This window comes from Stutzerimonas stutzeri (assembly GCF_024448935.1).
Classification (GTDB): domain Bacteria; phylum Pseudomonadota; class Gammaproteobacteria; order Pseudomonadales; family Pseudomonadaceae; genus Stutzerimonas; species Stutzerimonas stutzeri_AO.
Window position 1 is genome coordinate 22,641 of the sequence record NZ_JAMOIE010000001.1, and the last position, 17,063, is coordinate 39,703.

The following is a 17,063-nucleotide window of genomic DNA, read 5'->3' on the forward strand; positions in this document are numbered from 1 at the left end:
ACGGCGCCCGGCTGTTCAGTGATCAACGGCCACGACACGCCCCGCCAGAGGCGCTGGTGAACGATGGATGGTGATCGGTTGGCCATTTCCGGAAGCCGGATGTTCACGAAAGGTTCATCCACGGCGACGCCGCGGAAGCGCTTGTCGCTCAGCGTGGCGCGTAGTAACCCACACCGAGCAACACATCGTCGACCCGGCGGATCAGCGAGTGCTTCTGCTCCACGGCATTGGTGGCAGGGTTGCGCCAGACGTAGTCGATCGTACCGGTGCCCTTGTCCTTGGCCAGTGCGATCATCTGTTTGAACAAAGGGGTGCCGGCGGCGTCGGTGATCTCGCGAACATCGACACCCACCAGGTTGGGCGAGGCGCCACTGGCGCGGTACTGGCCGTCTTCCAGACCGATGACGAAAACATATTCGTCGTTCATCACAAAGCCGCCCTGCGGATCGTTGAAAGCCTTGAAGGCCGCCTCGCCACCCGAACGCTTCATCAGCGCCACGGCCTTGTCGAGCATCTTCTGCGCGTGCTCGGCGGAGGAGCGCGGTATGTAATAGCCGACCACGAGTATCCGGTCGCCGACCTTGCGGTACAGGCTGACCTTGTTTTCCACCTTGTTATCGGCCGGGTTCAGCCAGTGGTACTCGACCTGACCGCTGTCGGCCGCTTTGGCCTGCTCGATGATCGCGTGGATGAACGGCTTGCCGGCGGCATCCTTGAGGTCCATCACGTTGAGCCCGACCAGCGCGCGCGACGCGCCGTTGCTGGCGAGCATGGTGCCGTCCAGGCTGAGAGCGAAAACGTAGTGCTGGCCATCGACGAAGCCGCCCTGGCGGTCGTTGAAGGATGCCATGGCCAGCTCCGGCCCGTTGCTTTGTAGATGCGCGACCGCGCGATCGAGCAGAGCGCTGGCCTGGCGCGCATGGCTGCGCTCGACCGAGCCTTTGGTCTGGGCACCGTCGGTGGTGGCATAGGCCAGCGGTGAGGTACAGAGGGCTGCGCCCAGCGTGAGGATCAGCAGGTTCCGGTTGTTCAGTTTCATCGATTGCTCCTAGCCTGAGGCAGGCGACAGGCTGCAGAGGTGCATGGGGAATGCCTGTCATGGAATATTCTATGGCGGGTAGGGGAATTGATATTGATCACAAGAACCGTTGAGTTCCTGCGAAAGGAGTAGGGAAAAACCTCGCACCAGCCATCCGCGACACCGCCCGCGGCACGAGCGGAACTTGCTACCCTTGGCCGCTGAATCCGTCGAAGCCGCCGCCATGCTCAGCCTCTATCACGCTCCCGATCTGGAAACCCTCGGCGAACTGGCCACGCGCCTGCTCGCCCAGCCACTCGCCGATCCCTTCGCCCCGGCGCGGGTGGTGGTGCCGAGCCAGGGCATGGGTCGCTGGCTGACCCTGGAGCTGGCGCGCAAGCAGGGCATCGCCATGCAGCTGGAGATGCAGCTGCCGGCCAAGTTCGTCTGGGATCTGAGCCGCACCGTACTGGGCAGCCTGCCGGAGCAGTCGGCGTTCTCCCCCACGACCCTGACCTGGCGCCTCTACGGCTGGCTCTGCGAGGCGGCCAACCTTGAGCTGGCGCCGCGCCTGGCGCAGTACCTCGATGGCGGTGACGAGCGCCGGCGCCTGTCCCTGGCGGCCAAGATCGCCGATGTCTTCGACCAATACCTGCTCTATCGCGACGACTGGCTGGCGGCCTGGGAGCGCGGCGGAACCCTCGACCTCGGTCCCGACGAAGCCTGGCAGGCGCTGCTCTGGCGCGAGCTGACCCAGGACGGCCACCCGCACCGCGCGCGTCTGCTCGGCGATCTGCTGCAGCGGCTCTACCGCGACGAACCGCTGACCGATCTGCCTGAGCGCTTGTTGGTGTTCGGCATCAGCAGCCTGCCGCCCCACCACCTGCGCGTGCTCGACGGGCTGGCGCGGCATATCGACGTGGTGGTCTGTGCGCTCAACCCGAGCCGCGAGGCCTGGGGCGAGATTCGCGATATCCGCGAGCTGGCACGGCAACTACCCAATTCCGGACGGTTGGGGAGCGTAGCGAGCGAAGAGCAGGCTAGGCAAAGCCCGGCGAGGGAGCGGAGTGTACAGGTCGTACATGAGCATCCGACCGGGCTGGCGCTCCAGCCGGGCTTTAACGAAGCCTCCTCGAGCGGAGTAGCTTCCCAGCCGTCCGGCGCTGATGATTGGTATCTCGACGTGGGCCACCCGCTGCTGGCGAGTCTCGGCAAGCAGGGCCGGGACTTTTTCGATTCGCTGTTCAGCCTGACCGCCAGCGAAGGTAGTCAGGAGTTCGGCCTGTATTCCGAAGACGAAGACCTGCGCGACGACAGCCTTTTGCACGCGCTGCAGAACGACATCCTGCGCCTGCGCACCCGACTGCCCGAAGAGCGCATCACGCTCAACGGCAATGACCGTTCGCTGGAAGTCCATATCGCCCATTCGCCGCTGCGCGAAGTCGAAATCCTGCATGACCAGTTGCTGGCGCGCTTCGCTGCCAACCCGGCGCTGACGCCCGATCAGGTGGTGGTGCTGACCCCTGATATCGAGCGCTACGCGCCCTTTATCGAAGCGGTGTTCGCCCCGCGCGAGGGCAGCCCGCGGATTCCCTACAGCCTCGCCGACCGCAGCCTGCGCGCCGAGATGCCGCTGATCGAGGCCTTCCTTGAATTGCTGATGCTGGCGCAGAGTCGTTTCGCCGCCGAGGAAATCCTCGCCTGGCTGGAACAGCCGGCCATCGCCCGCCGTGCCGGGATCGAAAGCGAAGACCTACCGCTGCTGCGCGACTGGTTGCGTGAAGCGGGCGTGCGCTGGGGTCGTGATGGCAGCCAGCGGGCCCGTCTCGGCCTGCCGGACGAATCGGCCTTTACCTGGCGCCAGGGGCTGGACCGCCTGCTGCTGGGCTTTGCCGCGCCGCCGCAACTGGCCGGGGACAACGCGCCGCTGCTCGGCGAGCACTGGCCGCTGGATGCGCTGGAAGGGGCCCGAGGGCAGTTGCTGGGGCGGCTGGTGGCGTTTGTCGAGCGGCTCGGCACCCTGGCCGATCAGTTGGCCCGGCCACGCCCGCTGGCCGAATGGGCGGACGACCTGCAAATCCTGATCGACACGCTGTTCGACGAGCGCGAAGCCGGCGACACGCTGCTGTTGCTGTCCCAGGCCTGCGCGGCGTTGCGCGACCAGGCGCAGGCCGCGGACCTGACGCGGCCCATCGAGCTGGAACTGGTGCACCAGCAGCTCAGCGCTGCCTTGCAGCAGGGCGGCGGCGCCTCGGGCTTTCTTACCGGCGCGGTGACCTTCTGCACCATGGTGCCGATGCGCAGCCTGCCGTTCCGCGTGGTCTGCCTGCTCGGCCTGGACGATGGCGCCTTCCCGCGGCGCACACCGCCGTCGGGTTTCGACCTGATCGGACGGCACCCAAGGCGCGGTGACCGTGCGCGGCGGCTGGACGACCGCTATCTGCTGCTGGAAACCCTGCTTTCGGCGCGCGAGGCGCTGTACCTGTCCTACGTCGGCCGCGACCCGCGGGACAACGCCGTGCTGCCGCCTTCCGTGTTGCTCAGTGAAGTGCTCGAGGCGGTGGACATGACCGCTGTCTGTAGGAGCGAGCTTGCTCGCGATCCTGCCAGCCCCGATACCTCGCAGCCGAAAGCGCCCAAAGCCAGCGAAAAGATCCTTATCGCGCATCCGCTGCAGCCATTCTCGCCGCGCAATTTCGGCGATCGGCTCTGTGCCGGTTTCTCGCTGCCCTGGTTCCGCGCCGCTCAGCGCCTCGCCGAGCCAGCGCAGACCCAGCCGCAGCCCTTCGCCAGCCTGCTCGCCGAGCCCGATGAGGCCTGGCTGACTATCGAGCCGTCGCAGCTTCTGCAGTGCTTCCGCCATCCGGCGCGCTTCCTGCTTGAGCAGCGCCTGGGTCTGCGTCTGGCCGATGCCGAGGAATCGCTAGCCAGTGACGAGCCCTTCGATCTGGAAATGCCGGCCTGGAATGGCCTGCGGCGCTTGTCATTGCAGGCGATGGAGCATGGCTGGAGCGACGAAGAGGAACGGCGCATGGCCTGCGCCGCAGGCTGGCTGCCGACGGGCGAGCTGGGCCAGGCGCTGTGGGGCAAGCTGCGCGGGCCGGTGCGTGCCTTTGCGCCGCGGCTGTTCGAACTGCGCCCGGAAGCGGTGCCCGAGCCGCTGCCGGTGAACATCACCCTGGCGGGCGTGCGTATCCATGGCTGGCTCGATGGCGTGACCCCGGCCGGACTGTTCGGCTGGAAGCTCGGCCGCCTCGGCGAATGGGACCTGCCACCGTTCTGGCTGCGTCACCTGTTGCTCAACCTGTCCGCCACGCCCGGTATCGAACGCCACAGCCTGATGCTGTCGCCGGCCGGTGACTGGCAACTCGGGCCATTGGCCAATGCCACCGAGCTGCTGGAGCCCTGGCTCGCCGCCTATCGCTGCGCCATCCGCGAGCCTCTGCCGCTGTTGCCGCGCAGCAGCCATGCCTTCGCCCGGGGCTACCGCAGGCCGAGCCGCGGCAGCGAGCCGCTGGACTGCGCCCGCAAACGCGCCCGCGAAGCCTGGCTCGGCGCCGAGTTCAGTCCCATCGCCGCCGAAGCCGAAGACCCCTGGAACGCCTTGGCCTTCCGCGATCGCGATCCGCTGGACGAGCGCTTCGAAAGCCTGGCTCAGGAATTGATCGGCCCGGCACTCGACGCCCTGGCTGAAGACGAGGAGGAAGCATGAAACTCGACCTGCTCGATTCGCCCTTCGACGGCCGCTCGCTGATCGAGGCCAGCGCCGGCACCGGCAAGACCTGGACGCTGACCGCGCTCTACGCCCGTCTGCTGCTGGAGCGGCAGTTGTCGGTGGGGCAGATCCTTGTGGTGACCTACACCACCGCGGCCACCGCCGAGCTGCGCGAGCGCATCCGTGCGCGGCTGGCCGACTTGCTGGCCGTCTACGACGGCACGCCGAGCAGCGACGATTTTCTCAACCGTCTTCACGCGCGCTACCCGGACGAAGCGTCGCGCCGCCGCCTGCTACTGGCCGTGCATGGTTTCGACGAGGCGGCGATCTTCACCATCCACGGCTTTTGCCAGCGTGCCTTGCAGGATGCCGCGTTCGAAGCCGGTGGCGATTTCGACAGCGAGCTGACTGCCGATGACCGCGAGATCATCGACGCGCTGCTCGCCGATGCCTGGCGCAGCGAGCTGGCCGATGCCGATCCGGCCTGGGCGCGCTTCCTGGCCAAGAGCCGGATCACGCCGGTGTGGTTACGTCAGCGCTTGCGTAGCCATTTGGGCAAGCCCTATCTGCGCGTCGAGCCGCAGGGTGCGCCGGTCGCCGCTGATCTGCGTCCGGTAGAAGCTGCCTGGCAGCGCGCCGCTGATCTTTGGAAGCAAGCAGGCACCGCCTGGGTCGCCGAGCTGCTGGACCACGGCGGCCTCAGCCAGAGCACCCACAAGTCCATCAAGTTCGCGCCCTGGCAGGCGGAGCTCGACGCCTATTTCGCCGACCCGGCGGTGATGTTCGACCTTCCCGAGGGCGCCGCCAAGTTCGGCGTCCGCGCGCTGACCAAGGCCTGCAAGAAGGGTCATGACGCGCCCGCTTGCGAACTGGCCCAGGCGCTGGACGAACTGGCCGATCAGGTGGCCGAGGCGCTGCCAGCGGGTAAGCAGCGCTTGATCGCGCTGCAGGTCGCGCTGCTGCAACGGCTCAACCGCGAGCTGCCCGAGCGCAAGGCGGCGCAGCGGCTGCTGGCCTTTGATGATCTGCTCAATCGTCTGGATCAAGCGCTGCAAGGTCCGGTCGGCGAAGACCTGGCGGCCTCGTTGCGCGCCACCTACCCGCTGGCGCTGATCGACGAGTTCCAGGACACCGACCCGATCCAGTACGCCATCTTCAACCGCATCTATGCCAAGGCCAGCGAGGCGTCGCTGTGTTTCGTCGGCGATCCCAAGCAGGCGATCTACGCCTTCCGAGGTGCGGACCTGGCGACCTACATGACGGCCAAGCAGCAGGCCGACCGCGAGCCGTTCAACCTCCCGACCAACTACCGATCGACGCCCGAGCTGATCGCCGCGCTGAACCAGCTGTTCGACCATCCGCAGCCCTTTGCGCAGAGCGACCTGCAGTACCCGCCGGTGGGCGCCGCCGACAAGCCGCGCGCCGCGCTGCGTCTGGTGGAAGAGGGCGAGGCCGCGCCGCTGTCGCTGTCGCTGGTCTGGCTCGGTGACGATCCGCTGGGCAAGGGCGAGGCCGCGCAACTGGCGGCGAGCGACACCGCGCGGCGCATCGCCCTGCAACTGGCGGGCGCCGCAGAGGGTCGTGCTGGCTTCGACAAGGACGGCGTCTTCACCCCGCTCAAAGGTGGTGACATTGCCGTGCTGGTGGCCAATCACCGTCAGGCTGGGATGATTGCCGACGAGCTGGCGGCGCGCGGCGTGCCCAGCGTGCGCCGTGGGCGCGACAGTGTCTGGCGCAGCGAGGAGGCCGGTGAGCTGGCCGCGGTGCTGGCCGCCTACGCCGAGCCCGGCCGTGAAGGCCTGCTGCGCTATGCGCTGGCCACGCGTCTGCTGGGCCGCAGCGCTGCCGATCTCGCCCGCTGTCAGGATGATCAACACGAGTGGGACACTGAACGCGAAGCCGCCGAGCGCTATCACCAGCTCTGGCAGCAGCAGGGCTTTATGCGCGTGTTCCGGGCTTGGCTCGACGAGCAGGCGGTTGCCGACCGGTTGCTGGCGCGGGTCGATGGCGAACGCCGGCTGACCAACCTGCTGCACCTGGGCGAACTGCTGCAGGCCGAGAGCCTGCTGCGGCCTGGTCTGGAGCCGCTGCTGGCCTGGTTCAATGCCCAGCGCGGCAGCGAAGGTGCCGGGGAGGAAGCCCTGCTGCGCCTGGAAAGCGATGCCGAGCGGGTGCAGATCGTCACCATCCACACCAGCAAGGGGCTGGAATACCCGCTGGTGTTCTGCCCCTTCCTCTGGGACGGCAAGCTGCTCGGCAGGAACCGCGACAGCGCCCGCTGCCACGACGCGCAGGGTCAGCCGCTGCTGGATCTTGGCAGCGGCGAGCTGGAAGACCACCTCGAACGCGCCCGCCAGGAAGTCTTCGCCGAGCAGCTGCGGCTGGCGTACGTGGCCCTGACCCGCGCCCGTGACCGGCTCTGGCTGCACTGGGGGCCGGTCAACCTGTGCAAACCGAAGAAAGACGGCACGCTCGCCGATGAAGGCCTGCACAGCAACGCTCTGGCCTGGCTGCTGCACGGCCGCGAACTGCCTGGCGAGCAACCTCTGAGCGAGCTGGGCAACCATCTGGCCGACCTCAACGGTGGTGGCCTGCGCCTGGCCATTGAGAGGCTGGTGCAGGGCAGCAGTGGCCATATGGCCTGCCTGTCGCTGGAGTCGCGCGAAGCCAGTGCACAAGGCCCCGGCCGCGCCGCGCCGCCTCAGCAGCTGTCGCAGCTCAATCGCAGCCTGCACAGTGCCTGGCGGATCGGCAGCTTTTCCGGTCTTGCAGCCGGCATGCATATGGAAGCGCCGGACCGCGACGCCCTGGCCATCCCCGATGCCGGCGAGCCCGGCAGCGGCTTCTTCGCCTTTCCCCGCGGCGCGCGGGCCGGAACCTGTCTGCACGCGATTCTCGAAGACTGGGCGCGGGGCAAGGGCGAATTGCCCCAGTTGGTCGAGCCAGCGTTGCAAGCCTACGGCCTGCCGCTGGAATGGACGGACATCGCCACCGCGCAACTGCAGCAGGTGATTGAAACCGATCTCGATGGCGCCGGCTTGACCCTCGCAGCGCTGCAATCGGCCAGACGCCTGCCGGAACTGGGCTTCACCTTTCCGGTGCGGGATCTGGACGTGGTGCGGCTGCGCACGTTGCTGGTCGATCCGGCCAACGGCCTCGCCGAACCCTTGCGCGAGGCGGCGGCGCGGTTGGAATTCGACAGCCTCAGGGGCTTTCTCAAAGGCTTTATCGACCTGACCTTCGAGCACGACGGCCGCTGGTACATCGCCGATTACAAATCCAACTGGCTCGGCCCGGATGCCAGCTACTACGGTGGTGAACGGCTGTTGCAGGCGCTGGCCGGCGAGCACTACTACCTGCAATACCTGATCTATCTGGTGGCGCTGCGCCGCTTCCTGCGCCAGCGTCTGGCGGACTTCCACGACGAACAGCTGGGCGGCGCCTTCTACCTGTTCCTGCGCGGCATGCCGGAAGCCGGCGTGTATTTCGCCCGGCCGGACGATGCGCTGCTCGACACGCTGGATCGGTTGTTCGAGGAGGGAAGATGATGCGCCTCATATTCGCAGGAGCCCTCCCCCGCAAAGGGAAATCACCCGCTTTTGTAGGAGCCAGCTTGCTGGCGATCCGGGTGCATGGGCAAAGCATCGCCAGCAAGCTGGCTCCTACGGTCGGAGAGGTTTTCGGCCACGGTTTTCAGGCTCTATCGTTGGCGCCTGTGCCCGTTTCGTTGGGGCTTCCTGCTTTTGTAGGAGCCAGCTTGCTGGCGATCCGGGGGCATACCGAAAGCGAAAGCATCCCCAACCAATTCATTCTCACGGCTGGGGCCGCTGCCGGATCGAGGTCGCCACGATGACGAATCTATGCGAGCTTCCGTTCGGCCCACTGGAGCGTGCGTTTATCGCCAGCCTGCTTCCTGCTTTTGTAGGAGCCAGCTTGCTGGCGATCCGGGGGCATACCGAAAGCGAAAGCATCCCCAACCAATTCATTCTCACGGCTGGGACCGCTGCCGGATCGAGGTCGCCACGATGACGAATCTATGCGAGCTTCCGTTCGGCCCACTGGAGCGTGCGTTTATCGCCAGCCTGCAGCGTCTCGAGCCAGAGACGCCGGAGATGGTGCTGCTCGCCGCCGCGCTGTGCTGCGAAGCACTGGCGGCTGGCGACGTTTGCCTGCCGCTCGGGCGCCTGGCGGGCAAGCGTCCCTGGCCTGAGGTCGACCTCAGCCTGCCGCCGCTGGAAACCTGGCGCGCTCAACTGGAGGCCTCGCCCCTGATTGGCGAGCCAGGGGACTACGCGCCGTTGACTCTTGTTGGCGACCGACTCTACCTGGCCCGTTACCAGGTCTATGAGCAGCAGCTGGCCGAGCAGCTGCTGGCCCGCGCGGCGGACACGCCAGCGGTGGACGAACGACAACTGAGCGATAGCCTTGAGCGGCTGTTCGCCTTCAACCAGCAGAGCCCCGACTGGCAGCGCCTCGCGGCAGCACAGGCGGTACGCCGGCGCCTGGCGGTGATCTCCGGCGGTCCCGGTACCGGCAAGACCACCACCGTGGTGCGGCTGCTGGCGGCACTGCTGGAACAGCCCGGTGGCGAGCGCCTGGCCATCGGTCTCGCGGCGCCCACCGGCAAGGCCGCGGCGCGCATGGCCGAGGCGATCCGCAATGCCAAGGCCGAGCTGCCGGTCAGCGACACAATCAAGGCCGCGCTGCCGGACGAGGCGCGCACCCTGCATCGCCTGCTCGGCAGCCGCGGCGACAGCCCGAAAGTACGGCATGACGCGACCAACCCGCTGGCGCTGGACGTGCTGGTGGTGGACGAGGCGTCGATGGTCGACCTGGCGCTGATGGCCAAGCTGGTCGCTGCGCTGCCGCCCAAGGCGAGGCTGATCCTGCTCGGCGACAAGGATCAGCTGGCCGCCGTGGAAGCCGGCGCGGTGTTCGCCGAGCTTTGCGAGAGCCGCGGTTTCGATAGCCAGGCGGCGGCCGATCTGCAACGCATCACCGGCCAACGCGTGCCGACCGAAACGCCCGGCTCGCAACTGGGTGACGCGGTCGTGCTGCTCACTCACAGCCACCGCTTCGCCGGCGACAGCGGCATCGGCGAGCTGGCGCGGCGGATCAACGGCGGCGACGCCAAGGGCACTGTTGCGCTGCTGCAGCAAGGCCGGCCGGATCTGGCCTGGAACGCAGCGCCCAGCCCCGCGGCACTGGTCGAGCGACTGGAGCAGGGCTACGCGCCCTATCTGCAGGCTGCACGGCAATCGGACCCGCACGCGGTCTTCGAGGCCTTCAACGGCTTTCGCGCGCTGACTGCCCAGCGTGAAGGGGTCTTCGGCGTGACCGGCATCAACGAGGCGCTGGAAGCGCGCTTCAAGCGGCGCCTCAGCGTGCCGGCGCGCGAGCGCTGGTACCCCGGCCGTGCGGTGATGGTGCGGCAGAACGACTACGCCCTGGGCCTGTTCAACGGCGATATTGGCCTGTGCCTGAAAACCGAGCAGGGCCTGCGGGTCTTCTTCGAAGGGGACGAGGGCTATCGCGGCTTCGCCCCGGCGCGGCTGCCAAGCCATGACAGCGCTTTCGCCATGACCGTGCACAAGAGCCAGGGCTCGGAATTCAGCGAAGTGCTGCTGGCGCTGCCCGAGCAGCCCAGCCCGCTGCTGACGCGCTCGCTGTTCTACACCGGCATCACCCGCGCCAAGCACAAGGTGGAGATCTGGGCGCTGCCGGCGCGGCTGGCCGAGGCGGTCATCACCCGCGCCGAGCGCGCGGCCGGGCTTGCTGAACGGCTGAGCCTGGGCGACACGAAGCGCACAAACCAGGGGGACAGCCTGCCGAAGCCGGCCAGCGAGCCGGCGGGCGATCAGCTCAGCCTGTTCTGATGCGTGCGCCGCCAGTGGACCGCACCACGACAGCGCAATGACTGCCGCGATGGCTGGCGCTCGGTCACGGTTTTCAGCGTTCGAGCAGGGTCAGCACCAGTGGCAAGCTGGCCGCAGCGAGCAGCGTCTGCAGGGTGATGATGCCGGCCATCAGATGGCTGTCACCACCGAGCTGGCGGGTCAGCACGTAGGCGGTGGGCGCTGTGGGCAGGGCAAAGAACAGGACGATGATGGTGGTTTCCATGGCGGGCAGTTGGAGCAGGCGAGCGACGGCGTAGGCCAGTAGCGGTACTGCCAGAAGGCGCACAGCACTGTTCCAGCCCAGTGCAGGAATTTCCCCGCCGAGTTCCTTTGGCTTCAGGGCGGCGCCGACGCAGAGCAAACCCAAGGGCAAACTGGCCGCGGCCAGCAGACCCAGCAGCCGGTCAGTGCCGCCAGGCAGGCCGAGCCCGGACAGGTTCACCAGTGCGCCGGTGACGCAGGCGACGATCAAGGGGTTTTTCGCGATCGGCAGCAGCAGGCCGCGCGCGCTGACACCGCGTTCAGCGGTCAGCGCCCAGACCGACATCACGTTAACGGTTGGCACCATCAACGCCAGCATCAGCGCGGCCATGGCCAGGCCCTCCTTGCCGAACAGACTGCCGACAGCCGCCAGGCCCAGATAGGTGTTGAAACGCAGGGCACCCTGGGCAAAGGCGCCGAAGCGCGCCGCCGACCAGCCGCGCAGGCGCTTCATGATCAGCAGTACGATCCACGCCAATCCCAGGGCCAGCAACACCGCAGCAGCCAGGCGGGGCAACGCCGGGTTGTCCAGGGGGGCGCTGGCCAGACTGCTGAACAGCAGCGCCGGGAACAGCACGAAATAGTTGATCCGCTCGGCGCCAGGCCAGAAGGCTTCGTTGGGGAAGTCGCGCAGGCGCAGAAAGTAGCCGGCAATGATCAGGGCAAACAGAGGCCATAGGGCGAGCAGAAGGCTGGTCACGCGATACATCCAACAGGGCAGGTGACTCGATAGTGGAGTCTCGTGACGGCGTCGGCAAGCGGTGAGCGACGCGGACGGAGCTGCCCAGGGTGGATGCTGCACGTTCATCGGGAAAGCCGTCAGGGTGATGACCAAGTGATATCATTGCCCGCGCCATGACCTGAGCAACGCCGATGCAATCCCTAGAACAGCAGTCTGCTGAAGATTTCCGCGATACCCCGCATGGCAGGCAGCTGCTGGCAGGCTTTCGGGGCCTGCTGTTTGCGCCAGAACTAGAGCGCGAATTTCGTCATTATCTAGGACGTCAGGCACGCTTCGCGCAGGTGCTGGGTGCCTGCCTTTTGCTGTTGGTGGTGACCGGTTATCACTATGCCGAACGGCAGCTGTATGCCGGGGCCGACCCGAGCTGGCTGCGCGAGTTGACCCTGCTGCGTCTGGTGGAAATGGCGCCGGGTGTAGTGATCCTGGTCATGACGGCTTTTCGTCGGCGGCTCCGGCTGGTTGCCAACCGACTGTTTCCGTTGCTGTTGGTGCTGGTTGGGATCGTTGCGGCGCGCATCGATATCCATTACGAAGCTTCCCAGACGGAACTGGCGTTCCGCTACGGTGCTGGGCTGTTGATCGTCTGTTCATTCTTCTTTCTCGGCATCACCTTCTGGCGCGCGCTGATCAGTGCGGCGTCAATCATCCTGATCGATATCCTGATGGCGGCGCTCATCCTGTCGTCCAGCCAAATGCAGGAGCATTGGATAGCGGTCAGCTATTACGTGTTGCTGTTGACGGTCGGAGCGATCAGCCGCTACATCCATGAATACTCGCAGCGTGAGCAATTCCTGATACGCCAACTGCTCGGCTGGGTCGCGCAGCACGACTCGCTGACTGGCCTGGCCAACCGCCGTAGCTTTGACGCAGCTCTGCGGCAGACGCTGTTGCAAGCCCGGCGGGACCGCCAGCCGCTCGCCCTGCTACTGCTTGATCTGGATAACTTCAAGGCCTACAACGACAGCCTGGGGCACCCGGCTGGCGATGCGCTGATCCACGATTTCGGTGGCTTACTGGGCCGTTTCGCCCGGCGGCCGATGGACCTGGCGGCGCGGGTCGGGGGGGAAGAGTTCGCATTGCTGCTGTTCAATTGCGATGAGAGCTCAGCGCAGGCCATTGCGGCGCAGCTTCTGTCTGCACTCGCTGAGCGTGCCATCCCTCATCCGGCATCGGCGCAGAGCGCATGCGTCACAACGAGTATCGGCATTGCGATGTGGCAGCCAGGGCAGACCGCCGAGCAACTCTATCAGGCCGCCGATGCGGCGTTGTACCAGGCCAAGCAGGCCGGAAAGAACCGCTACGTGGTGCACTGATCGGCTTTCAGCGGCGTGGCATGACCGGGCGGGTGCGGCCGCCGCCATCAATGGCGACGAAGACGAATACCGCCTCGGTGACCTTGCGCCATTCGCTGGACAGCGGGTCATCACTCCATACTTCCACCAGCATGCGAATCGAGCTGCGGCCGACATCCAGCGTCTGGGTGTAGAACGAAAGCTGCGCGCCGACTGCCACCGGCACCATGAAGGCCATGCGGTCGATGGATACCGTCGCCACGCGGCCAGCGGCAACGCGGCTGGCCATGGCGGTTCCGGCCAGATCCATCTGTGATACCAGCCAGCCCCCGAAAATATCGCCGAAACCGTTGGTCTCACGGGGCAGGGCGGTCAATTGCAGGGCCAGGTCGCCCTGCGGGATTGGATCTTCCTGTTCGTATTCGTTCATCGGTTGGACTCGCGGTGCGTTTGTTTTACCTGCACGAAAAGCCCGCAGCAGCGCGGGCGGGGGCGAGTATAGCGGCTGCAGGGAGTGACAGCGACCGGGCAGGCCCAAAGTTCAGTATCGTCACCAGATTGTCATATTCTTTTCATAGTGTGTTCACACGGCCTGCAGAGAATGGCCCCGTTCCAACACACTCGAGCACACCCCTGCTAGGAGCAAGGTATGACACTGAATCGTTTGATGGCGGCCCTGACTTTCGTTGCCGCTGGTGTAGGCGCTGCCAATGCAGTGGCTGCCGTTGACCCGGCACTGCCGACCTATGAAAAGACTTCCGGCGTTTCCGGCAACCTGTCCAGCGTCGGTTCCGACTCCCTGGCCAATCTGATGACGCTGTGGGCTGAAGACTTCAAGCGCAACTACCCGAACGTCAACATCCAGATTCAGGCTGCTGGCTCCTCCACTGCACCGCCGGCGCTGACCGAAGGCACCGCCAGCATCGGTCCGATGAGCCGCCCGATGAAGGACAACGAGATCCAGGCCTTCGAAGAAAAATATGGTTACAAGCCGACCGAAGTACCGGTAGCCATCGACGCCCTGGCTGTGTTCGTGCACAAGGACAACCCGATCAAGAGCCTGGATATCGAGCAGGTTGATGCGATCTTCTCCAGCACCCGCCTGTGTGGTGGCGATCAAGACATCACCAACTGGGGCCAGTTGGGCCTGACCGGCGAGTGGGCCAGCAAGCCGATTCAGCTGTTCGGTCGTAACTCGGTATCCGGTACCTACGGCTACTTCAAGGAAGAGGCGCTGTGCAAGGGTGATTACAAGTCCAATGTCAACGAACAGCCGGGCTCGGCATCGGTGGTGCAGTCGATCTCCAGCACCCTGAACGCCATCGGTTACTCAGGCATCGGCTACAAGACTTCCAGCGTCCGCGCTGTGCCCCTGTCCAAGGGTGGCGAAGCCTTCGAAGCCAACGAAGAGAACGCTCTGGCTGGCAAGTTCCCGCTGGCACGCTTCTTCTACGTCTACGTCAACAAGGCGCCGAACAAGCCGCTGAGCCCGATCGACGCCGAGTTCCTCAAGCTGGTGCTGTCGAAGCAGGGTCAGGAAATCGTGGTCAAGGACGGCTACATCCCGCTGCCGAAGAAAGTGGTCGACAAGACTCTCAGCGACCTGGGTCTGCAGAACGACTAAACTCAGCAGCATTCAGGCTTGCAGCGACCGCTGCAAGGCTTGAGTACGACGCCCGCCACGCTTCTTGCGCCGGTGGGCGTTGTCACGTCACCTAGCTGTAATTTTTCTGTCACACAGCTGCATTAAATTAGGCGCCCGACCGGCCAGCAAGCCAGGAAACGACTCGCGCCAACGGCGCAGCAGTTCAAGCGGCCTCTGAGTGGCCAGGAACCTTCGCATGAACGATATCGAGACCATGAGCGCGAATTCCGATGTGCAACGGCTGAATTTCAACACCCCAGCCCTGCAGCGCAAGCGCCGTATCCGCGCGTTTAAAGACAAGCTGGCGCGCTGGTATGTCTCCATTGGCGGCCTCGCCGTGCTCGGCGCGATCTGCCTTATCTTCTTTTACCTTGCCCAAGTCGTTGCGCCCATGTTCCAGGGCGCCGATCTTGAAGCCCGTGAAGTGCAGCAGCCGGCCTGGCTGGCCGATGCCGGCGAGCCGCTGTTGCTGGCCGTGGAAGAGCAGAACAAGGTGGCGATGCGTCTGGGCAGCGACGGAGCCGTGCGTTTCTTCAGCGTACCCACGGGCGAACTGCTGCGTACCGTAGAGTTGCCGCTGCCGGCGGGCAGCCAGATCGTCTCGGTCGGCCAGGACACGCCGGGCAATCGCCGCATGGTGCTGGGCCTGAGCAACGGCCAGGTGCTGGTTGCAGAGCACAATTACAAAGTCAGCTACCCGGAAGGCAAGAAGACCATCACGCCGCAGCTGGACTACCCCTTCGGTGAGCAACCATTGAACCTTGATCCGCAAGGGCGGCCCATCGAGCATGCCGGCATCAGTCTCAACGGCTCGACCTTGATGGTCGCTGGCGCTACGAATGGCGCGTTGCATGCCTTGAAAATCGTTTCCACTGAAAATCTGATGACCGGTGAAAAAAGCCTGGAAGAGGAGCGCATGGATCTGCCGCAGCTCTCCGAGCCAATCAAGGGGCTGCGCATCGACCCGCGGCACATGTGGTTGTTCGCCGTCAGCGGTCGCGCCAGCGTCGACGTCATTGATCTGCGCCGCAAGCAACTCAACGGTCGCTACAAGCTGCTTGGCGGTAAAGGCGAGATCACTACGGTGGCCTCGCTGCTGGGCGGTATCTCGTTGATGGTTGGCGACTCGAATGGCGGCATCGGTCAGTGGTTCATGGTGCGCAGCAACGACGGCCAGGCTGAACTGAAGAATGTGCGCAACTTTCAGCTGGCCGATCAACCGATCACACAAATTCTTCCCGAAGAGCGCCGCAAGGGCTTCCTTGCCCTCGACAGCGCCGGCACCCTGGGCATCTTCCACAGCACGGCGCATCGCGAGCTGCTGACCGAACAGGTCGCAGAGGGCGCTGCCGTCGCCGCCATGTCGCCTCGGGCCACGCGCCTGTTGGTTGAGTCAGATGACCAGCTACAGCGTTTCGTGATCGACAATCCGCACCCGGAGATTTCCTGGAGCGCGCTCTGGGGCAAGGTCTGGTACGAAAGCTACCCGGAGCCGGACTACGTTTGGCAGTCCACGTCGGCTACCGGTGACTTCGAACCCAAGCTGAGCCTCTCGCCACTGGCGTTCGGTACGCTCAAGGCGGCGTTCTACGCGATGCTGCTGGCCGCTCCGCTGGCAATCTGCGCCGCGCTGTATACCGCTTATTTCATGGCACCGGCGCTACGCCGCAAGGTCAAGCCGGTGATCGAACTGATGGAGGCGCTGCCAACGGTCATTCTCGGCTTCTTTGCCGGCCTGTTCCTCGCGCCCTATCTGGAAAACCACCTGCCTGGCATTTTCAGCCTGCTGTTGCTGATGCCCGTGGGGATTCTCTTGGCCGGTTGGTTCTGGAGCCGGCTGCCGGAAAACATTCGCCTGAGCGTGCCGGATGGCTGGGAAGCGCTGCTGCTGATCCCGGTGATCCTGTTCGTGGGTTGGGGCTCGCTGGCGGTCAGCGGTCACCTGGAAAACTGGTTCTTCGGCGGTGACATGCGCCTGTGGCTGTCCAACGACATGGGCATTCCCTTCGATCAGCGCAACGCCCTGGTAATCGGTCTGGCGATGGGTTTCGCGGTGATCCCGACGATCTACTCGATCGCCGAAGATGCCGTGTTCAGTGTGCCGCGTAGCCTCACGCTAGGGTCACTGGCACTCGGCGCAACCCCTTGGCAGACGCTGACCCGCGTGGTGCTGTTGACCGCCAGCCCAGGCATCTTCTCCGGATTGATGATCGGCATGGGTCGCGCGGTGGGCGAGACCATGATCGTGCTGATGGCCACCGGCAACACGCCGATCATGGAAGCCAACATCTTCGAAGGCATGCGCACCCTGGCGGCCAACGTTGCAGTGGAAATGCCCGAATCGGAAGTGGGCAGCACTCACTATCGCGTGCTGTTCCTCGCCGCGATGGTGCTGCTGATGTTCACCTTCGTGATGAACACCCTGGCCGAGCTGATCCGCCAGCGCCTGCGCCGCAAGTACGCCAGCCTGTAATAAAGAACGCAGCCGGTGAC

9 protein-coding genes are annotated in these 17,063 nt (G+C 65.4%); 6 read left to right on the forward strand and 3 right to left on the reverse strand.

From position 1 onward, the window contains the following. Nucleotides 1-148: 148 nt before the first annotated feature. A complete protein-coding gene (locus NA637_RS00110; RefSeq protein ID WP_256070340.1) occupies nucleotides 149-1,039 on the reverse strand; it encodes a cache domain-containing protein in 891 nt (296 codons plus the stop codon). Nucleotides 1,040-1,262: 223 nt separating this feature from the next. Between NA637_RS00110 and recC the strand changes: the two genes are divergently transcribed. The 3 genes from recC to recD all read left to right on the forward strand — a co-directional run bounded on the left by recC (nucleotide 1,263) and on the right by recD (nucleotide 10,609). Beyond that, nucleotides 1,263-4,730: an exodeoxyribonuclease V subunit gamma gene (gene recC / locus NA637_RS00115; protein WP_256070448.1), complete on the forward strand. Its 3,468-nt coding sequence runs from the start codon at nucleotides 1,263-1,265 to the stop codon at nucleotides 4,728-4,730. Then, a complete protein-coding gene (recB, locus tag NA637_RS00120) occupies nucleotides 4,727-8,281 on the forward strand; it encodes an exodeoxyribonuclease V subunit beta (protein ID WP_256070341.1) in 3,555 nt (1,184 codons plus the stop codon). The genes recC and recB overlap by 4 nt, the downstream gene beginning before the upstream one ends. Before the next feature lie 477 nt (nucleotides 8,282-8,758). Then, nucleotides 8,759-10,609, forward strand: a complete 1,851-nt coding sequence (recD, locus tag NA637_RS00125; RefSeq protein ID WP_256070342.1) for an exodeoxyribonuclease V subunit alpha — start codon at nucleotides 8,759-8,761, stop codon at nucleotides 10,607-10,609. Between the two features lie 73 nt (nucleotides 10,610-10,682). Here the strand turns inward: recD and NA637_RS00130 are convergent, their stop codons facing one another. Beyond that, nucleotides 10,683-11,591 (reverse strand): AEC family transporter, encoded by a 909-nt coding sequence (locus NA637_RS00130; protein ID WP_336605484.1) that lies wholly within the window; start codon nucleotides 11,589-11,591, stop codon nucleotides 10,683-10,685. 173 nt (nucleotides 11,592-11,764) lie between these two features. On the opposite strand from NA637_RS00130, the gene NA637_RS00135 reads away from it, so the two are divergent. Then, complete coding sequence (locus NA637_RS00135; RefSeq protein WP_256070344.1) at nucleotides 11,765-12,946, forward strand: GGDEF domain-containing protein; 1,182 nt, start codon at nucleotides 11,765-11,767, stop codon at nucleotides 12,944-12,946. A gap of 7 nt (nucleotides 12,947-12,953) precedes the next feature. On the opposite strand, the gene NA637_RS00140 is transcribed toward NA637_RS00135, so the two are convergent. Beyond that, nucleotides 12,954-13,355: an acyl-CoA thioesterase gene (locus NA637_RS00140; protein ID WP_256070345.1), complete on the reverse strand. Its 402-nt coding sequence runs from the start codon at nucleotides 13,353-13,355 to the stop codon at nucleotides 12,954-12,956. 219 nt (nucleotides 13,356-13,574) lie between these two features. Here NA637_RS00140 and NA637_RS00145 point away from each other — a divergent pair, with 219 nt between their 5' ends. Further along, nucleotides 13,575-14,549 carry a PstS family phosphate ABC transporter substrate-binding protein gene (locus NA637_RS00145; protein ID WP_256070346.1) on the forward strand — a complete coding sequence of 325 codons (975 nt, stop codon included), beginning with the start codon at nucleotides 13,575-13,577 and terminating at the stop codon, nucleotides 14,547-14,549. A 217-nt stretch (nucleotides 14,550-14,766) separates the two neighbouring features. Next, nucleotides 14,767-17,043, forward strand: a complete 2,277-nt coding sequence (locus tag NA637_RS00150) for an ABC transporter permease subunit (protein WP_256070347.1) — start codon at nucleotides 14,767-14,769, stop codon at nucleotides 17,041-17,043. Nucleotides 17,044-17,063: the final 20 nt, after the last annotated feature.

Excerpts from the sequence above, each read along its gene's own strand:
- recD (WP_256070342.1), top strand. The coding sequence starts at position 8,759 with ATGACGAATCTATGCGAGCTTCCGTTCGGCCCACTGGAGCGTGCGTTT.
- NA637_RS00110 (WP_256070340.1), bottom strand. The coding sequence starts at position 1,039 with ATGAAACTGAACAACCGGAACCTGCTGATCCTCACGCTGGGCGCAGCC.
- recC (WP_256070448.1), top strand. The coding sequence starts at position 1,263 with ATGCTCAGCCTCTATCACGCTCCCGATCTGGAAACCCTCGGCGAACTG.
- NA637_RS00150 (WP_256070347.1), top strand. The coding sequence starts at position 14,767 with ATGAACGATATCGAGACCATGAGCGCGAATTCCGATGTGCAACGGCTG.
- NA637_RS00140 (WP_256070345.1), bottom strand. The coding sequence starts at position 13,355 with ATGAACGAATACGAACAGGAAGATCCAATCCCGCAGGGCGACCTGGCC.
- recB (WP_256070341.1), top strand. The coding sequence starts at position 4,727 with ATGAAACTCGACCTGCTCGATTCGCCCTTCGACGGCCGCTCGCTGATC.
- NA637_RS00145 (WP_256070346.1), top strand. The coding sequence starts at position 13,575 with ATGACACTGAATCGTTTGATGGCGGCCCTGACTTTCGTTGCCGCTGGT.
- NA637_RS00135 (WP_256070344.1), top strand. The coding sequence starts at position 11,765 with ATGCAATCCCTAGAACAGCAGTCTGCTGAAGATTTCCGCGATACCCCG.